The sequence below is a fragment of the Flavobacterium sp. WC2509 genome (genome assembly GCF_052683105.1).
Window position 1 is genome coordinate 2,602,379 of sequence record NZ_JBQZFG010000001.1, and the last position, 17,396, is coordinate 2,619,774.

General features: G+C 32.7%; 15 protein-coding genes. 8 read left to right on the plus strand and 7 right to left on the minus strand.

Going from position 1 to position 17,396, the window contains the following annotated elements:
- Positions 1 to 90 precede the first annotated feature (90 nt).
- The 6 genes from ACUN3A_RS10840 to phoU all read left to right on the plus strand — a co-directional run bounded on the left by ACUN3A_RS10840 (position 91) and on the right by phoU (position 6,350).
- Positions 91 to 1,425: a porin gene (locus ACUN3A_RS10840; RefSeq protein WP_445551310.1), complete on the plus strand. Its 1,335-nt coding sequence runs from the start codon at positions 91 to 93 to the stop codon at positions 1,423 to 1,425.
- A 253-nt stretch (positions 1,426 to 1,678) separates the two neighbouring features.
- Positions 1,679 to 2,512 (plus strand): phosphate ABC transporter substrate-binding protein, encoded by an 834-nt coding sequence (locus ACUN3A_RS10845; protein ID WP_445551311.1) that lies wholly within the window; start codon positions 1,679 to 1,681, stop codon positions 2,510 to 2,512.
- A gap of 64 nt (positions 2,513 to 2,576) precedes the next feature.
- Positions 2,577 to 3,782, plus strand: a complete 1,206-nt coding sequence (gene pstC, locus ACUN3A_RS10850; protein ID WP_445551312.1) for a phosphate ABC transporter permease subunit PstC — start codon at positions 2,577 to 2,579, stop codon at positions 3,780 to 3,782.
- Positions 3,783 to 3,784: 2 nt separating this feature from the next.
- On the plus strand, positions 3,785 to 4,729 hold the full coding sequence (gene pstA / locus ACUN3A_RS10855; protein ID WP_445551313.1) for a phosphate ABC transporter permease PstA: 945 nt from the start codon (positions 3,785 to 3,787) through the stop codon (positions 4,727 to 4,729).
- Positions 4,730 to 4,795: 66 nt separating this feature from the next.
- Positions 4,796 to 5,554, plus strand: a complete 759-nt coding sequence (gene pstB / locus ACUN3A_RS10860) for a phosphate ABC transporter ATP-binding protein PstB (RefSeq protein WP_445551314.1) — start codon at positions 4,796 to 4,798, stop codon at positions 5,552 to 5,554.
- A gap of 118 nt (positions 5,555 to 5,672) precedes the next feature.
- The gene (phoU, locus tag ACUN3A_RS10865) at positions 5,673 to 6,350 is read left to right on the plus strand and encodes a phosphate signaling complex protein PhoU (RefSeq protein ID WP_445551315.1); all 678 of its coding nucleotides are present in this window, start codon (positions 5,673 to 5,675) and stop codon (positions 6,348 to 6,350) included.
- 123 nt (positions 6,351 to 6,473) lie between these two features.
- On the opposite strand, the gene ACUN3A_RS10870 is transcribed toward phoU, so the two are convergent.
- The 6 genes from ACUN3A_RS10870 to ACUN3A_RS10895 all read right to left on the minus strand — a co-directional run bounded on the left by ACUN3A_RS10870 (position 6,474) and on the right by ACUN3A_RS10895 (position 14,936).
- The gene (locus ACUN3A_RS10870) at positions 6,474 to 7,205 is read right to left on the minus strand and encodes a DUF2490 domain-containing protein (RefSeq protein ID WP_445551316.1); all 732 of its coding nucleotides are present in this window, start codon (positions 7,203 to 7,205) and stop codon (positions 6,474 to 6,476) included.
- Positions 7,206 to 7,376: 171 nt separating this feature from the next.
- Positions 7,377 to 8,438, minus strand: coding sequence for a glycosyltransferase family protein (locus tag ACUN3A_RS10875; protein WP_445551317.1), 1,062 nt, complete (start codon positions 8,436 to 8,438; stop codon positions 7,377 to 7,379).
- 224 nt (positions 8,439 to 8,662) lie between these two features.
- Complete coding sequence (locus ACUN3A_RS10880) at positions 8,663 to 9,367, minus strand: hypothetical protein (protein WP_445551318.1); 705 nt, start codon at positions 9,365 to 9,367, stop codon at positions 8,663 to 8,665.
- Between the two features lie 64 nt (positions 9,368 to 9,431).
- Entirely contained in the window at positions 9,432 to 12,863 is a 3,432-nt protein-coding gene (locus tag ACUN3A_RS10885) for a hypothetical protein (protein WP_445551319.1), read from the minus strand.
- 280 nt (positions 12,864 to 13,143) lie between these two features.
- A complete protein-coding gene (locus ACUN3A_RS10890; RefSeq protein WP_445551320.1) occupies positions 13,144 to 14,400 on the minus strand; it encodes an aspartate kinase in 1,257 nt (418 codons plus the stop codon).
- Between the two features lie 56 nt (positions 14,401 to 14,456).
- Positions 14,457 to 14,936 carry a GNAT family N-acetyltransferase gene (locus ACUN3A_RS10895; protein WP_445551321.1) on the minus strand — a complete coding sequence of 160 codons (480 nt, stop codon included), beginning with the start codon at positions 14,934 to 14,936 and terminating at the stop codon, positions 14,457 to 14,459.
- 171 nt (positions 14,937 to 15,107) lie between these two features.
- Here ACUN3A_RS10895 and fbp point away from each other — a divergent pair, with 171 nt between their 5' ends.
- Positions 15,108 to 16,127 carry a class 1 fructose-bisphosphatase gene (gene fbp / locus ACUN3A_RS10900; protein ID WP_445551322.1) on the plus strand — a complete coding sequence of 340 codons (1,020 nt, stop codon included), beginning with the start codon at positions 15,108 to 15,110 and terminating at the stop codon, positions 16,125 to 16,127.
- 55 nt (positions 16,128 to 16,182) lie between these two features.
- Here the strand turns inward: fbp and ACUN3A_RS10905 are convergent, their stop codons facing one another.
- The gene (locus tag ACUN3A_RS10905; RefSeq protein ID WP_445551323.1) at positions 16,183 to 16,614 is read right to left on the minus strand and encodes a TerB family tellurite resistance protein; all 432 of its coding nucleotides are present in this window, start codon (positions 16,612 to 16,614) and stop codon (positions 16,183 to 16,185) included.
- Positions 16,615 to 16,802: 188 nt separating this feature from the next.
- Between ACUN3A_RS10905 and ACUN3A_RS10910 the strand changes: the two genes are divergently transcribed.
- Positions 16,803 to 17,396, plus strand: coding sequence for a HupE/UreJ family protein (locus tag ACUN3A_RS10910; RefSeq protein ID WP_445551324.1), 594 nt, complete (start codon positions 16,803 to 16,805; stop codon positions 17,394 to 17,396).

The following is a 17,396-nucleotide window of genomic DNA, read 5'->3' on the forward strand; positions in this document are numbered from 1 at the left end:
ATTAACATTAAATTATCATCTAAATAACGTTGTGTTAACAATAGCTTAACATAACGGCATCACCTTTGCAAAAAAATTAATCATAAAAAAATGAGAAAAATTTTATTTGCAAGTTTATTGTTAGGTGTTTCATTTATAGCAAATGCGCAAGATGTAAATAAAGATGCGGTTAAAAAAGAAGTTATTCGTGTTTTAGACTCTATTAACAAAGCGAAAGAGATTGATAGTAAGAAAGTTGTCGCTAAAGAAGAAACTGATAAAGAAAAAGCGGAGAAAGAGGCGTGGTATAGAAAATTTTCTTTTAGAGGATATGTTCAAGTAAGATACAACGGATTATTTTCTACTAATGATAAAGTATCTTGTGATCAATGTGACAAATCTTGGGGAACAACTTCAACTGAGCCAGATGCAAAATCCAATAATGGTTTTTTTATAAGAAGAGCCCGTCTTGTTTTCTCAGGATATGCGCTTCCTAATGTCTTTATTTATATTCAGCCTGATTTTGTAAGTTCTCCATCAACTGGGGTAAATCATTTTGCTCAACTTAGAGATGCTTACGCTGATATTTCGTTTGATAAAAAAAGGGAATATAGAGTTAGAATTGGACAAAGTAAAATACCATTCGGTTTCGAAAATATGCAATCAAGTCAAAATCGTTTGACTTTAGATCGTAATGATGCTTTGAATAGCGGAATTCCTAACGAAAGAGATTTAGGAATGTTTTTTTACTGGGCACCTAGTGAAATTAGAGAGCGTTTTGCAATGCTTGTAAAAGATGGATATAAAGGTTCTGGAGATTATGGAGTGTTTGCGTTTGGGGCTTATAATGGTGCCAATGTAAATAAAACGGAAAACAATAGAGATTTGCACGTAGTAACTAGAATAACGTATCCTTTTGTTATTGGAAGTCAAATTATAGAGCCAGGTTTGCAAGCTTATACTGGAAAATGGGCTTTTACAAGTGAAATATCTTCTGGGGTGATAACAAATTTTGATAGAAAATATGTAACGGATCAAAGAGTTGGTGCTACTTTTGTATTGTATCCAAGACCATTTGGAGTTCAAACTGAGTACAATTTTGGAAAAGGTCCTCGCTATGACAAGCTTACTAATTCTGTACAAGTTACTGATTTGAACGGAGGTTATATAACCTTAAATTATAAATTAGACATATCATTAGAAAAACACCATTTTTTATATCCTTTTGCTAAATTTCAATATTATGATGGAGGGAAAAAATTTGAAAAAGACGCTAGAAGTTATATCGTAAGAGATTACGAGTTTGGATTGGAATGGCAGCCATTGAAAGCATTTGAATTAACAGCGGAATGGGTTGTTGCTGACAGAACATTTGAAGACAGTGAACTTCCAAATAATAGGCAAGAAGGTAATCTGTTACGATTACAGGCGCAGATCAATTTTTAATTTTATAATACAAAACACAAAAAAAACAGGCTGTTTCTAATTAGAGAAACAGCCTGTTTTTTTGTGTTTTGTGTTTGTTTTAGTGTTTAAAACATTGATATTTAGTATTTTGAATGTAATTTTGGTTATTTAATTTTTTCGTTATTGTAAAATTATTGTTAAATAAGTTAAATAGTAAAGATTGAATAATGCTTACTTAACATAGGCTTAACGTGCTAGCTTTATTTTTGTTAAAAATTTAAAGATACTTAAGATGAATGCAATAAAATTTAGGATAGCGATTCTTTTGATGGTGGTAATGACTATTGGCTTTTCATTTACAACTATCAATAAAGTTACTATAAAGGGATCGGATACTATGGTTATTTTGTCGCAGAAATGGGCTGAGGCATATATGAAGAAAAAACCAGGAGTTTCTATTCAAGTTACTGGTGGAGGATCTGGGGTTGGATTAGCGGCATTAATTAATGGATCAACTGATATTGCTAATTCTAGTCGCCCGATCAAAACATCCGAAATGGAAAAATTAAAGGCAAAATACAATTCATCGGGAGTTGAAATTCCGTGTGCTAAGGATGGTTTGTCTGTTTATTTGAATAAAGCAAATTCAGTTTCGACACTAACTTTGAAACAAATTGGTTTAATTTTCGCTGGCAAAATTACTAACTGGAAAGAAGTAGGCGGAGCAGATGCTGCCATCAAATTATATGGTAGAGAAAGCAGTTCTGGTACTTTTGCTTTCTTTAAAGAGAATGTGGTTAAAACTGATTTTGCTCCTTCTTGTCAAACTTTGCCAGGAACAGCTGCTATTGTAAATGCGGTTAAAAAAGATAAATATTCTGTTGGATATGGTGGTGCTGCTTATGCCGAAGGAGTAAAAGATTGCGCTGTTAAAAAAGATGATAATAGTAAAGGAGTTTTGCCATCAGAAGTAACAATTAGAAATCATACTTATCCAATTTCAAGATATTTGTATATGTATCTGAAAGCAAAACCAACTGGTGATGCAAAAGCTTTTATAGACTGGGTTTTAAGTCGTGAAGGACAAGAGCTTATTGCTGAAGTGGGATATTATCCTTTAAAATAATACTATAATATCCCCATTTTAAAGTGAGGGGTATTTATGGTTTACGAATTTCTAAATAAAGAAGATGGATCCTCAAATTTCCCCTAAGCCAAATATTTTTACCGAAGAAAGTTTGAAGAAGCAATTTAGAATTTCTGAATTTCTTGCTGAAAAAATTATTTCATCAGTTGCTTTTTTATCCATAGCGACTATCTTTTTAATTTTTGTTTTTGTTTTCAAAGAGTCAATACCCTTATTCAGTTTTGGAGCAGGGTCTAAGGCAGTAACTGAAGTTGATGCTCAAACGGTTAATAAACCGGAACTTTATAGTGCAAATACCAAAGAATTGAAGCCAGAAACGTATGGAGCAGAGCCAACAGAAGATTTAAAACCAGAAACCTATGGTACGGAATCTGTTTCTAATGAGGAACTGAAACCAGAATCTTATGGAGATGCTCCAAAGGAAGATTTAATGACACCAGCAACAGACGAAACTGCAGATGTTGTTGCCCAAGATCAAGAAGGAGCAGATAGCACTTGGAATACATTTTTAACTACAGAGTGGGTTCCTGTATCTGATAATCCCAGATTTGGTTTGATCGGACTTTTAATTGGGACTTTAAAAGTGACAATTATTGCCATGCTTATCGCTGGTCCTTTGGCGGTACTGGCTGCTTTATATACGGCCTGCTTTGCATCAAAGAGAGTTAAAGAAATAATTAAGCCTATTATCGAAATGCTTGCTGCGTTTCCATCTGTGGTTATTGGTTTTTTTGCTTTGATGGTTTTGGCAAGTTTTTTTCAGGATATTTTTGGTTACGACTCTAGATTGAATGCCTTTATTGGCGGGGTAGCAATGGCTTTGGCAGCTATTCCAATTATTTATACGATTTCAGAAGACGCATTGGCTGCAGTGCCGAAAACCTATACCGAAGCGAGTTTAGCTTTAGGTGCTAGTAAATGGCAAACGGCTTTTTTCGTGGTTTTGCCAGCGGCAACTCCAGGTATTTTCGCGGCATTATTGCTAGGAATAGGAAGGGTTTTTGGAGAAACTATGATTGCTCTTATGGCAACAGGAAATGCTGCATTAGTTTCGGCTAATCCTTTTGAAAGTGTACGTACGTTTGCAGCAACGATTGGTTCCGAAATGGCTGAAACTGTTTTTGGAGAAACACATTATAGTGTGTTATTTTTTATAGGCTCATTACTTTTTATTTTCTCTTTTGCATTAAATGCTGTGGCAGAGTTTTATGTAAAAGGTAAATTGTTGAGAAAATTTCAAGGAAAATAATTATGGAAACAGTTTTAAATCAAACAGAAAATCAATTTTTTTCAAGTAGAAAAAATAACTCTGAAACAAGAGGGAAAATTTTCATTGGTATTACACAATTTGCTGTGATTCTTATTATTGCCATTCTTTTTGTCATTTTGGGAATTATTGTTTATCAAGGTCGTTCTAAATTTTCATGGGATTTTATTTCTTCTTTTCCAACTAATGGAATGACCGAAGGTGGAATTTTTCCGGCGGTAATAGGGACTTTCATTTTGGTAATTGTAATGTCTATTGCAGCTGTTCCTTTTGGTACAATTACAGCACTTTATTTAACGGAATATGCACGTGAAAATTCAAAATTCGCAGCCGCTGTTCGATTCTCAGTACGTACATTGGCAGTGGTGCCTTCTATTATATTTGGCCTTTTTGGTCTTGGTTTTTTTATTCAGTTTATAGGAGCTGGAGCCGATACCGTTCTGAATGATGGTCAACTACGTTGGGGCCAACCTAATATTCTTTGGGCAAGTTTAACGATGTCTTTGTTAACATTGCCTGTTATTATCGTTTCTGTCGAAGAATCTTTAAAAACAATTCCTCGTGAGTTAAGAGAAGCAAGTTTGGCACTAGGAGCTACCAAATGGCAAACTATTTGGAAAGTTATTTTGCCCGAATCTATATCTGGGATCATGACTGGAACTATTCTTGCTGTAAGTAGAGGAGCAGGAGAAGTTGCTCCCATTTTATTTACAGGAGCAGCTTATTATTTAGCAACACTTCCAGGTTCTTTGAGTGACCAATTTATGAATTTGGGGTATCACATATATATTATGTCTACCCAATCTCCAGATGTGGAAAAAACCATGCCGATACAATTTGCTACCACATTAGTATTATTAGTTTTAACATTATCATTAAATATAGTAGCTGTAATCATTAGATCAAGAATTAGAAGAAAAGCAAAGTAATTAGCGATAAGCCAATAGCCATTAGTGAAAAGGAATAATCACTAACGACTAGATAAAAAATAAATAATGAAAGACATAAAAATAAAAGTAAATGATTTGTCATTATACTACGGTGATAAAAAAGCGCTGAATGAAATCACAATGGATATCCCGGCTAATAAAGTGACTGCTTTAATTGGTCCTTCGGGTTGTGGCAAATCTACTTTTTTGAGGTGTATCAATAGGATGAATGACTTAATTCCTAATGTTTCTATTACAGGCGAAATGCTTGTAGAAGGGATTGACATCTATAATAAAAATGTTGATGTAGTTAATATTCGAAAAAAGATTGGAATGGTTTTTCAAAAGTCCAATCCTTTTCCTAAATCCATTTATGAAAATATTGCGTATGGTCCTCGAATCAATGGCGTAAAAGATAAAACACAATTGGATGAAATCGTGGAAACATCATTACGTCAAGCGGCTATTTGGGATGAACTGAAAGATCGTTTGGATGATTCTGCGATGGGTCTTTCTGGTGGACAACAACAAAGGCTCTGTATTGGAAGAACATTGGCGGTAAGCCCAGATATTATTTTAATGGACGAGCCAGCAAGTGCATTAGATCCTATTTCTACTTCCAAAATTGAGGAGTTAATACACCAATTAAAAGATAAGTACACAATCATTATTGTTACACACAATATGCAACAAGCGGCTAGAACGAGTGATCATACCGCTTTCTTTTATATGGGCAGTTTAATTGAAATGGGAAAAACAAATTCTATTTTTACTAAGCCTTCGCAAAAACAAACCGAAGATTATATTACCGGAAGATTTGGATAAAAAGCACAATTAAAATAATTTAAAAATTAAATGATTTAAAAAATTGAAAGATTGAAAATCTTTTATTTATCTCGTAATTTTTAAATTTTAAAATCTTTCAATTTTTAAATTAAAAAAAATGAAAACACATTTCGAAATAGAATTAGATAAATTAAAAGGCATTATTGAAAAAATGGGGCAATTGGCAGAAGGTCAAGTCAGCGAAGCGGTTAAAATACTTTTGCAAGAACCAGAAGTAGCCGAACAAAAAATTATTAAAAAAACGGAAAGCAAAATTGATAAATTGGATGTCAAAATTGATGAAATTTGTCAAAGTATATTTGCTTTGCAACAACCAGTAGCTTCGGATTTGCGCTTTATTATGTCGGCAATGCAAATTAGCAATGAGATTGAACGAATTGGTGATTTATCTATCAGTATTGTAAAAAGAGCTAAAAACATAAAAGAAAAACACGACTTGATTGTAAAATTCAATATCGTTGATATTTCTAAATTAGTTGAATTAATTACTGCTAAAACGAACAATTGTTTTATTACCCGCGAAGGAAGCACAATTGGGGAAATATTTGTTTTAAATAAAGACATTAAAAATAAATGTGATGAAGCTATTCATGATATTATCAATGAAATGAAAGTCAATTCCAAAGCAGTGGTTTCTGGTACTAATTTGGTAATAGTTTTAAAACATTTGGAACGAATTTCGGAGCATTGTACCAATATAGCCGAATATGTTTATTTTATGGTCAATGCCAAAATCATCAAACATGATAAAATAGATGATTTATTATCAGAGTAATGAAGCAGTTTATGACATCTAAAGGATAAATTAAAAATAGAATTATCAAAAAAAAAATCGGAATAAAGGTAAGCTTGTTCCGATTTTTTTGGATATAATTTTAAAAAGATAAGTTTTTTATGTCTAGTATGTTGGTATCTTTCCATTTTTCTTCCTTAAAATGGAAATTAAATCATTGAATATTAAGGTGGTTGAAATAGTATTATACATCTTGTCATTTGTGTCTCGCGGCAGGTATTGATTGATATACGTTAGCTCAAATTGAAAAGTATCAGAAAACGAATACCCAAGACCTACAGTAAGTCTATTGCGGTCAAAAAAATTGCCTCCAGTTGTAGAACCATCGGTTTTAAAAATAATTTCTTCGGAAGCAATACCGTATAAAGAGCCTTTTCCAAATTTAACAACACTAATCGGATATACTAATTTTACCATTTCTCTAAAACGGTAAACAACATCGAATGAGGAATCTTCATTTTGTAGAATTCGATCTTCAATTCGAAATCTATTAGTAAGGACATAATCTTTTTTGATAAAATAATAAATACCTTGGGCTGCAAAACGAATTTCAGGAGATTCTTTTTGAGTAATTTCTGGGACATCTTCGTTATATAAGTAAGAAATAAATCCAGATAGTTTCCACTTTTTTGTAGCATAATAATGCAGCCAAAGCCTACCCGATATTTGTGAACTTTTATAAAATGGATTGGTTTCATTAGGCTCACTTGTATAGTTGTGGCCAAAGTCAAATTCAATCGCAGTGTTATTGCCTGTTACTCGGTTAAATCTAATTTCATTTGTAAATTGATTTTCTTTTTCGATCTGTGCAAAAGATTGGAAGCATAAAAAAAGCATGCAAAATAGATGGAGCCTATTTTTATAATTTTGTATAAAAAAAAGAATATTTATCTTCTTGTAAGACATACAGAGGTTCTGATTAATAAAAATATTTGTTTTTATCAGGAGTTTCAGGTAAGCTTTATACACAAATATACCAATATTTTGGGCGAATGATTTTTTTAGCTTCTAAAAAACCTTGAATAGCTTTTCCCAATCTACAGTTGTATCTAGTAGGGGTAATCCTTTGAATTGATCTATCTGCGAAAGATCTTCTATTTTAAAAGCTTCTTGAGTTGCAAATGGAACTAGACCTTCGTTCTGTAGTTTTTCGGCCAAATACACTTGCTCATATTGACCAGGAGTAGGTATGAAAAAAGCTTTTTTATTCAATTTGACTAAATCCATAATTGTGGTATAACCTGATCGGCAAAGTACTTGCTTGCTTTCGTTAAAAGTTTGCTCTAATTGCCGGCTTTTCATGAAATTATAGTAGGTTACATTTCCTATTTGTTCTTTTTTTTGTTCAGCTTCAATGATGCCTTTTATAAAAACTATTTTTCCGTCAAAACGTTTTATTTCTTGGGTTAGATGAGCTTCCAGCATTCCGCGTTGTGGTTCAGGTCCAGATAAAATAATCATAAGGTCATACTGTTTGGGTAATGCCATTTTGTGCATTCTGCTTAGTGGTCCTAGATATTGTAGGGTTAATGTATTATTCTCTAAATGACCCAATTTTCCAGTCAAATTCAATTGTGTATTGACATCAGGAATCCAACAAGCGGTGTATTTTTTTATGATATGTTGGTGTAATTTGCTGGTAATCCATGTTGTGTTTCCAGTCATGACATTCAACTGGTGAGTGATGAAAATAGATGGAATTTTTTTATGAAAAACCCCTAAGCGGTTATCTGATATGATTCCGTCTATTTTATATTTTTTAACCCATTTTTTTACGGTGTTTTTTTCTTCGCTAATAGCTTCCAGTATTTTGGGTAAGCTTTTTATTAATTTCCATTTAAAGTTCTTGCCGTTTTTGGCATATTCAATTTGATAAGAAGGTAATTCAAGGCTTTTTAAATAGGGAAACTCTTTGCGGAGTAACTCAAGAGCAATCCCATCTGAAGCGATTATGGGAGTAAAATTGTTTTCTTGTAACGCTTTAATAATAGGAATGCAACGTGTAGCATGACCTAGTCCCCAGTTTAAGGGCGCAATCAAAATAGTTTTATTTTTAGAGTTTAAATTCATGTGTCAGTCTTACGGTTTATTTGTAAGTCTAAAGATACTTGAAGGGTTATTTTTAAATGTTTGCAAGGTATTACTAAATGATTATTTTAAACCTTAGCAGGATTATTTATTTGAAGTAATAACATCAGGCTAAAGACAAACATACAGTTTCTTTATTGCATTGAGTAAACAAAAAAGGCCTGCCAATAATGGAAAGCCTTTTGTGCGATATTCAAAAAATAACTTTATTGCTGGATATAGGTTTTATTTCCATTTGAATTAATATAGTATTTGCCTCCTTGTGGACCAGTATATACTTTTTTTCCGTTGTACTCTCCAGTTACTTTATCCTTTGTTTTTGAGACAGCTTCATTTTTTGCGCTGTTTGTTTTGTCTGTCGCTGTTTTTTTAGCGGCAGCTTTTGGATCTTCGGCTACTTTGCTTGCCTTATCCACTTTAGCTTTAGCTTCTTTGGCGTCATTTACATTCGAATTGTTGTTAACTTTAGTATTGACGCTGTTTTTTGCTCCTGTTTTAGCAGCTCCTTTTGGATCTTCGGCTACTTTGCTTGCTTTGTCTACTTTAGCTTTAGCTTCTTTGGCGTCATTTATATTCGAGTTGTTGTTAACTTTAGTATTGACGCTGTTTTTTGCTCCTGTTTTAGCGGCAGCTTTTGGATCTTCGGCTACTTTGCTTGCCTTGTCTACTTTAGCTTTAGCTTCTTTGGCGTCATTTACATTCGAATTGTTATTAGCTGTTGTATTGACATTATTTTTTACTTCTGATTTTGCTCTTTCTTTCGTTCTGCTGGTTTGACCGTAAAAAGTATTTGAAGCTATAAAGAAGAGACTTAATAACAATAATTTTTTACTCAAGCTTATCAGTTTGTTTTTTTTGTTTTCGTAACCCGAGCCTAAAAGGCGAACAGGAGAAGCAATCTGTGATTTCATAGCTATTTAGATTTTAAATTAGATTTAAATTTACTGATTTTTTTTACAACTATATTCTAATTGTTTAAAAATAAGCTCTTAACTCGATACTTCCTGTATGAATGGCATCGCTTGTTTCGCTTTTTCGACCTTGGTAAATTAAATTTAAATTCAAAAATGTAGTCAAATTAATTTGGCATAATATTCGCCAAGTCATGTTTTGTCCTTTTTGCAAACCTTCCAACATTTGATATCCTGCTGAAGAATATTCATTACCTATAAAGTCATTTTTGTATAATGAGATTTCACTATTGATATTAAATTTTGAATTACTTATATAGCTAAAATCGGTGCCAAATCGGTTTTGTTTTAAAGCATCTAAATTTCCAATTTGATTTTCTTTGTTTAGATATTCATAGAAAACATCTAAACTCACATCTTTCGAAAATAAATAACTAATCTTTGGCATATAGGAATAACCTTTGATAATATAGTTTTTTTCGGGAAAAGTTTTAGATTCGGTAGTGTTTTCTGTGGTTTTTCCAAGCATATCAAATTGCCAACTATTGTGTAATAAATGCTGATATTCCAGTTGATGAAGTTTATTATTATTTTTGGCGGTACCAATAGATAACAGATTTTGCAAATCGTTTTTGATAAAAGTATAAGTAACAGAATTGTCTTTTTTCCCTCGGTTATAAGACAAGGCATTGGAAAACGTTTTAATAAGCCCCAAAACAGCATCATCTGAAGATTGAAAGGGATTTAAGTCTAAATTCCCTTCGTTATTTTTTACTTTTCGATCCATAATAAATGAAACCTGATTGTAAAAATGTGATAAGGTTTTTTTGTAAGATTTAGCGTTTTGCCAAGTTGTTGGATTGATGATAAAGGATTGTGAAAATCTATTTTGATTGGTTTTGATATACGTTTGATTTGGTAAAAAGATGCGAGTATAAGTTGCTAAGTCTGGAAAAGGGGCAATTTCAAATTCTTCTAAATCCTTTATTCCATTGCCATTGTAATCATTCCAAGTGTATTTTCCTTGACCAGCGGGAACTTCAACATAGGTGTAATCTTGAAAAGGCATGGTTCCGGAATTGGTTTCATAACGGGTGTTGCTCTGAACCAATTTATTAAAAAATTGATCGCTATAAACTATTTTTGAGTTAAGAGAAGGTGTGTTTTCTAAAGTTGGATCTGTATAATCCAATTGTCTGTAATTGATGAAAATAGAAATGTCACGAGTTTCTGTTTTTAATAATTTGGATTGAAAATTATAACTATTTGAAGTGTTTACTCTTTGCAACAATCCGTTCTGTACGCTGTCATTTACTCTTCGGGCGTATCCTAATTGCACATAAACTTTGGTGCTGTCTCCGTGACCGCCGAATATTCCGAATTCCGAAAAGCGTTGACTAATCAGAGAATATTGTTGAGTAACTTTATTTTTTTCTTGATTGTCTTCAAAGTTAATAGTACTGCCAATCCAATTATTTTTGTGCTGATAACGGACTTGTGAAAGGTTCCTTAAGAAAGTAGAATTGTTTTGTGTATCATCACTTTTTAAATAACTGCCATTGTTTTTTATATTCCAATCTTTGAATTCAATATTAGCGTTGAGGTTATTTTTGATTCCCGAATAATTTTGAGACAGTGCTAATTTTTCAAAAGCATAGGTAATATGAGCTACCGTTGTTGAATCTGTTTTTGGAATTAAATTAAAATTAATACCAGTTGCTAATAAACTTTGATCTCCTGTTGTAGTTGAGTTTACATTCCAATCACGATAAAACTCAATGCTGTTGATTCTTTCTACAGGTTTAAAATCGGCTTGAACTGCTTGAAAATTGGCGAAAGCATCAACATTCCATTTTTTGGAATATAGTCGCTGTTTTACATTGATTTCGCCGGCTAAACCTTGATTGTTATTGTCGTCTATGGGAGAAAATAAATTTTGATCGTTGTTACTAACTGCCAATTCAAAATCTAATGCCGTTTTTTCCGAAGGATTATATTTTCCAAAAAAAGTAGCGACTTGTGATTTTAGAGGTGCCATTAATTGAATTACGGGTTCGTAATTACCTTGTGGAATTGCGTTAATTGGCGCTACATATTCGAATATTTTGTCGACGCTGGTTGGATTCGTTAAAATGTAATTTCCTTTGGCTTGACCAACTAAAGTAAACTGTACATTATATAATTCGTCATTGGGATCTGTAGAATATTCATAAATAGAACTTGTGCCGAGAATGGTTTTTTTATACTGGACTTTTTCTTCGTCATAGGTTGTAATAACGGCCGATGGTGCCACCATCAAACTCTTATCATCTCCCGCTGCTGCCAAAATTAGAGCTTGCTCGTTGGAAAGATTTTGCTGAACGGGTTGATTTTTTAAATCAGCTTCAGAATATAAGTTGGCTCCAAAACTCCATTTTTTTTCTGTGAAACTCCCGCCGTCATAAGTGATAAATCGAGAATAGTTGTTTTCAGAATATTGGTATTCGATTACAATTCGCATTTCAGAAGTAATAGGGAATTGCGGAGTAAAGACAATTTCTCCCGAATTATAATCAATGATATAATCATTTTCGGGGCCTTTCTTGACTAAAAGCCCATTGACATAAACGCGTTCCGAACCAATAATGACTAAAACATACAATTCTCCATTTTTTCCAACCAATTTATAAGGTCCTTGATTTCCTTCTTGCCCTTTAAAGTTAGTGCTGGCATAATTACCGGTCACCAGACCACCCGAGGCAAAAACAGTTGTCTTTTTGTCTTCGTCTCCAAAATTGACGGTCGCTAGTAATCCTTGTATTTTTTTGTTAAATGAAAGGAAGTGTGTTGTCTTATTGCCAATAAAAACATCGCCAGCGCGAATATTCCAAGTATCGGTAAAAAGTTCCATGAATATGTTGTCGTACTGGTTGAGTCGCTGGGAATAACTTCCTTCTTGAACAGGAATATTGGTATCTTGAATCGAAGCTCTAATGCTTACTTTTTCGGATATTTTCCCTGTGATTCGAAAGTCTAAATTCGAATTGACAACAGCGTTTTGATTGTTTCCAATAGAAACACCTCTGGAGAGACTTCCTTCAGCTACAAGACCATCAAAAGGGATGTTTTTAGTTGTTGTCGGATTTTGAATTTTATATAAATTTTGATTCGTAGCATCGTTGTCAATAATTCGACTGTTGTCGTATATGCTATATTCTTTGGTTAAAATATCGGGTAGTTTTAGATACTGAACTGTTAGAGAATCTATGGGAGAATCGTTTTTATTTTTGAATAATAGAAAGCCTTTAGGGAAGTTTACCTGGTACAAAGTACTGTCTATGACTTGATTTTTGTTGTCCAGAATTTTGAAAAAACTAGGATTAATACTCACTGATTCTATTCGGATAGTATCAAGTGTAAAAGCTACTTTTTTGGTGCTGTAAGTCGAATCTATTTCCTGAGCGTGTAGCCCAGAAAAAAATAAAATGACAAACCAAAATAGTACTTTTTTAAGCATAAATAATATAACTCTAAAGTGTCAAAAATAGTATTTATTATTTGTTTAAACTGATTTGAAATGGTATCAAAAAAACTAGATTTTTATGTTTAGCCCCGATAGTAGTGAAAATCCTTGTGTGCCGGGGTTCGATACACAAGATTGTAACGGATAGCGGGACTTTAGTTTGTTGAAAAGTCTGGTATTTCTGCTCCTAAAAAAAAATGGAAGTCGAAATAATCCGCTTCCATTTTAGTATTTAAAAGAATTAATAGTAACTTTTAACTTTGCTCTTTGTTTCCTAGCTTTCTTTAGTTACGATTTGCATCGTTTCTCTACTTACTTGTTTCAATAGAACCGTTTTGTTTTGTTCAACCGTTTGAGCAGCATTTTCATTAAAATGTCTGATTGTATATAGCGTTACGTCTTCGGTAAAATCTACTTTGAATTTTTTTGAAAGTATCGCATTCAATTCATTGAAATTGCCAAATTTATCTTCTACGCATACCGAGAAACTAATTGCTGAGTTTTGAATCAAGTTTACTTTTAGTTTAAACTGGTGAAATAAACCAAAGATTTCGCTGATGTTTTCTTCCATGATAAAAGAAAAATCGATCGAAGATAAGGATACTAATAATTGATTTCTTTTTACAATGAAACAAGGTAAATAAGGCTCTAAATCTACTCCTTTGGAAACAGCAGTTCCTTTTAGCAACGGATTGATAAAAGATTTTACGTACAACGGAATTTCTTTTTTCTGTAACGGTTGTAAAGTTTTTGGGTGAATTACTGAGGCACCATAAAAGGCAAGTTCAATAGCTTCACGATATGAAATTTGATTTAGCAAACTAGCATTTTCAAAATATCTTGGGTCGGCATTCATTACACCAGGAACATCTTTCCAGATTGTTACGCTTTCAGCATTTAAGCAATAAGCAAAAATCGCTGCCGTATAATCCGATCCTTCACGTCCTAATGTAGTTGTGAAATTGTTTTCGTCAGATCCTAAAAACCCTTGAGTAATGTTTAGGATTTTACGTTTAACATTATTGGCAATATTTTTTTGAGTTAATTCCCAATCTACTTCGGCATCACGGTAAGTTGAGTCAGTTTTTACAAAGTTTCTAACGTCTAACCATTGCGTTTGAATTCCTTTGAAAGCCATAAAATGACTTAAAACAGTAGTAGATATTAATTCCCCAAAACTTACGATTTGATCGTAAACAAAATTGTAATTAGGAGATTTATTGTGAGCTAAGAAATATTCTAAATCAGCAAATTGTGTATTTACTGCTTCGAAAACTTCATTCTTTTCATCTTCGAACAAATCTAATAAGATTTGATTGTGGTATTTTTTTACTTCTTGTACCGAAGAATTTAATTCTGGGGACTTGTCAAAATAATTTTTGATTACGTCTTCAAGAGCATTTGTTGTTTTTCCCATTGCCGAAACAATTACCAACACATCTTCATAACCCACTTGTTGCAAAACGTCATAAACGTTTTTAATTCCAGCTGCATCTTTTACAGATGCGCCTCCAAATTTGAATACCCTCATTTTAATTCAGATTTTAGATTTTTTAATTTAGATTTTACTCTAAATTGGTTCGTATTTTATTTTAATTTATTTTCTACAAAGTAGTTAACAGCGGCTTCGTCCATTTGAACAACGCGCCATTCGTCTAATATTTTGGCTCCAGATTTTTGATAAAAATCAATTGCTGGTGTATTCCAGTCCAAGACATTCCATTCAATTCTTCTTACTTTGTCTTTTTGTCCCTGTTTGATAATTTCAGAATACAAAGCATAACCTAATCCTGTGCCGCGCATAGTTTCTTTGATAACTAAATCTTCCAGATGGATTGTTTTTCCTTTCCAAGTAGAGTAGCGGTAATAATACAATGCAATGCCTACAATTTGATTTTCAACTTCGGCAACAAAAACTTCAAATAGTGGTTTGTCTCCAAAACCATCACGAACCAAATCTTCTGCTGTAATTAAAACAGCATCAGGCTCTTTTTCGAATGTAGCTAGTTCTTGAATTAGTGCCAAAACACCATTCATGTCTTCTTTTTGGCCTTTACGTATTTTCACGATTTCGTATTTTTATTGTACAATTCTATCAAAAAAAGGGCAATTAAGAACTTGTTTTTATGGAATATGTAGCAAATATACAATACTGCTAAACTATCTTAGTATTATTCTTTCCATTATCACAAAAAAACCGATATTTGTGACTTCAAATTTAACTACAACGATTTCGTAATGGAAGAAAGAAACAAAACATTAGGCGAATTTATTATTGAAAATCAGGAAGCCTTTCAGTATTCATCTGGAGAATTATCTCGGATTATCAATTCAATTCGGTTAGCAGCTAAAGTCGTTAGCTACAAAGTGAATAAAGCAGGATTAGTAGATATTGTTGGGGCTGTTGGAGAGCAAAATATTCAAGGAGAAGACCAACAAAAATTGGATGTGTATGCCAATGAGACTTTTATACAAACTTTAATCAATCGTGAAATTGTTTGTGGTATAGCTTCGGAAGAAAATGACGAATATATTACTGTTGAAGGAAGTGATAAATGTCATAATAACAAATATGTTGTTTTGATGGATCCATTGGATGGTTCTTCTAATATCGATGTAAATGTTTCTGTGGGAACTATTTTTTCAGTGTTTAGGAGAATAACACCTATAGGAACTCCTGTGACTTTGGAGGATTTTCTACAGCCAGGTGTTAATCAGGTAGCTGCTGGTTATGTGATTTATGGAACATCGACTATGCTTGTTTATACAACAGGTCATGGAGTAAACGGATTTACTTTGAATCCTGCTATTGGTACTTTTTACCTTTCGCATCCAGATATGAAATTTTCTGAAGATGGAAATATATACTCGATTAATGAGGGTAATTATGTTCACTTTCCGCAAGGTGTAAAAGACTATATTAAATATTGTCAGCTTGAAGAAGAGGAGCGTCCTTATACATCAAGATATATAGGAAGTTTGGTTTCAGATATTCATAGAAACATGATTAAGGGAGGAATTTATATTTATCCTACAAGTTCTAAGGCTCCAAAAGGAAAATTACGTTTATTGTACGAATGCAACCCAATGGCTTTTATTGTTGAACAAGCAGGAGGGAAAGCTTCTGATGGGTTTAATAGAATAATGGAAATTCAACCAAAAGAATTACATGAAAGAGCGCCTTTCTTTTGCGGTAGCTTAAACATGGTTGAAAAAGCTGAGGACTTTATGCATAAAGCTAAATTGAGTAAATATTAAGGCAATACCAACCAAAAAACAACCAAAAAAAAGCTCCCATTTTTGGGAGCTTTTTTTATTTATACATATTCTTCATTTCATATAGGAAAGTTTCTTCATCAACTTCTAAGTCTACTAATTTTAGTGCTTTGTCTACTATATAATTGACATTGCTAGGAGTAAAACCTAAGGCTAAACCAAACTTAACCATTAAGTGTTCTTGTAAATCTCCCAATTGATGATCCCTATGTACAATTCGGGCTAGTTTATAAAGTGCTTCGAGTCTGTCAACATATAAGTACGGGGCATTGATTTCATGTTTATTGGGGTTGGCTAAAATTTCTTCATATTCTTCTTTAGAAATTTGAAGTGCTACAGCTAATTTATCCAAAAAATTTTGTTCACGCTCTGTAATATTGCCGTCTGCATGGGCTATACGGACAATGGCTGAAAAATGACCTCGATTCTTTTGGATGTTTTCACTGTTGAATAAGTCTGAAAAAGGCATAATGTTTAGGATTTAAGGTTTGACATAAAGTTAGTTCTTTTTTAAGTACTAATTTTACATTTTAGACGTTTTTTAACATGAAGGATGTGTGTTTTTGTTTTTTTGATTAATGATTTTTTAATCAAATATTCCATTTTCAAAATTAATCGTAAGTTTACGTCCCCTTATCATTTTAATTCATTTTAGCAATGTCAGAATTTTTAATTTACTTTCAAATTGGTCTGAAACATGTATTAAATATATATGCTTATGATCATGTTTTATTTTTAATTGCGTTATCTGTTCCATTTTCATTTAATGATTGGAAAAGAATCTTGCTTTTAGTAACCGTATTTACTTTAGGTCATACTACAGCATTGTTTCTTTCGGTTTTTGGAATAATTGCTGTCAAAGTAAATGTGGTCGAATTATTGATTCCAATTACAATTCTGATAACCGCTTTCTATAATTTATTTACAGCTGGTAAAAACAGTAAAAATGATAGTGTCAATCTGGTTTTTATTATCACTTTATTCTTTGGTATTATTCATGGATTAGGGTTCTCAAATTATTTTAAAAGTATATTGGCAGGAAGTAATATGTCAAAATTGTTGCCTATGAGCGAATTTGCATTAGGAATAGAAGCGGCTCAAATAACGGTGGTTATTGTAGTTTTGATTTTGTCATATATCGTGCAAACTGTTTTTCGTTTTTCAAAACGCGATTGGGCATTGGTAATGTCAGCGTTTATAATTGGGGTGGTTTTGCCTATGATTTTAGAAAACGAAATTTGGAAAAGATAA

Bases quoted from the DNA above. Each gene is read 5' to 3' on its own strand.
- ACUN3A_RS10885 (WP_445551319.1), bottom strand. From the start codon at position 12,863: ATGCTTAAAAAAGTACTATTTTGGTTTGTCATTTTATTTTTTTCTGGG.
- phoU (WP_445551315.1), top strand. From the start codon at position 5,673: ATGAAAACACATTTCGAAATAGAATTAGATAAATTAAAAGGCATTATT.
- fbp (WP_445551322.1), top strand. From the start codon at position 15,108: ATGGAAGAAAGAAACAAAACATTAGGCGAATTTATTATTGAAAATCAG.
- ACUN3A_RS10910 (WP_445551324.1), top strand. From the start codon at position 16,803: ATGTCAGAATTTTTAATTTACTTTCAAATTGGTCTGAAACATGTATTA.
- ACUN3A_RS10870 (WP_445551316.1), bottom strand. From the start codon at position 7,205: ATGCTTTTTTTATGCTTCCAATCTTTTGCACAGATCGAAAAAGAAAAT.
- ACUN3A_RS10905 (WP_445551323.1), bottom strand. From the start codon at position 16,614: ATGCCTTTTTCAGACTTATTCAACAGTGAAAACATCCAAAAGAATCGA.
- ACUN3A_RS10880 (WP_445551318.1), bottom strand. From the start codon at position 9,367: ATGAAATCACAGATTGCTTCTCCTGTTCGCCTTTTAGGCTCGGGTTAC.
- pstC (WP_445551312.1), top strand. From the start codon at position 2,577: ATGGATCCTCAAATTTCCCCTAAGCCAAATATTTTTACCGAAGAAAGT.
- pstB (WP_445551314.1), top strand. From the start codon at position 4,796: ATGAAAGACATAAAAATAAAAGTAAATGATTTGTCATTATACTACGGT.
- ACUN3A_RS10845 (WP_445551311.1), top strand. From the start codon at position 1,679: ATGAATGCAATAAAATTTAGGATAGCGATTCTTTTGATGGTGGTAATG.
- ACUN3A_RS10875 (WP_445551317.1), bottom strand. From the start codon at position 8,438: ATGAATTTAAACTCTAAAAATAAAACTATTTTGATTGCGCCCTTAAAC.
- pstA (WP_445551313.1), top strand. From the start codon at position 3,785: ATGGAAACAGTTTTAAATCAAACAGAAAATCAATTTTTTTCAAGTAGA.
- ACUN3A_RS10840 (WP_445551310.1), top strand. From the start codon at position 91: ATGAGAAAAATTTTATTTGCAAGTTTATTGTTAGGTGTTTCATTTATA.
- ACUN3A_RS10890 (WP_445551320.1), bottom strand. From the start codon at position 14,400: ATGAGGGTATTCAAATTTGGAGGCGCATCTGTAAAAGATGCAGCTGGA.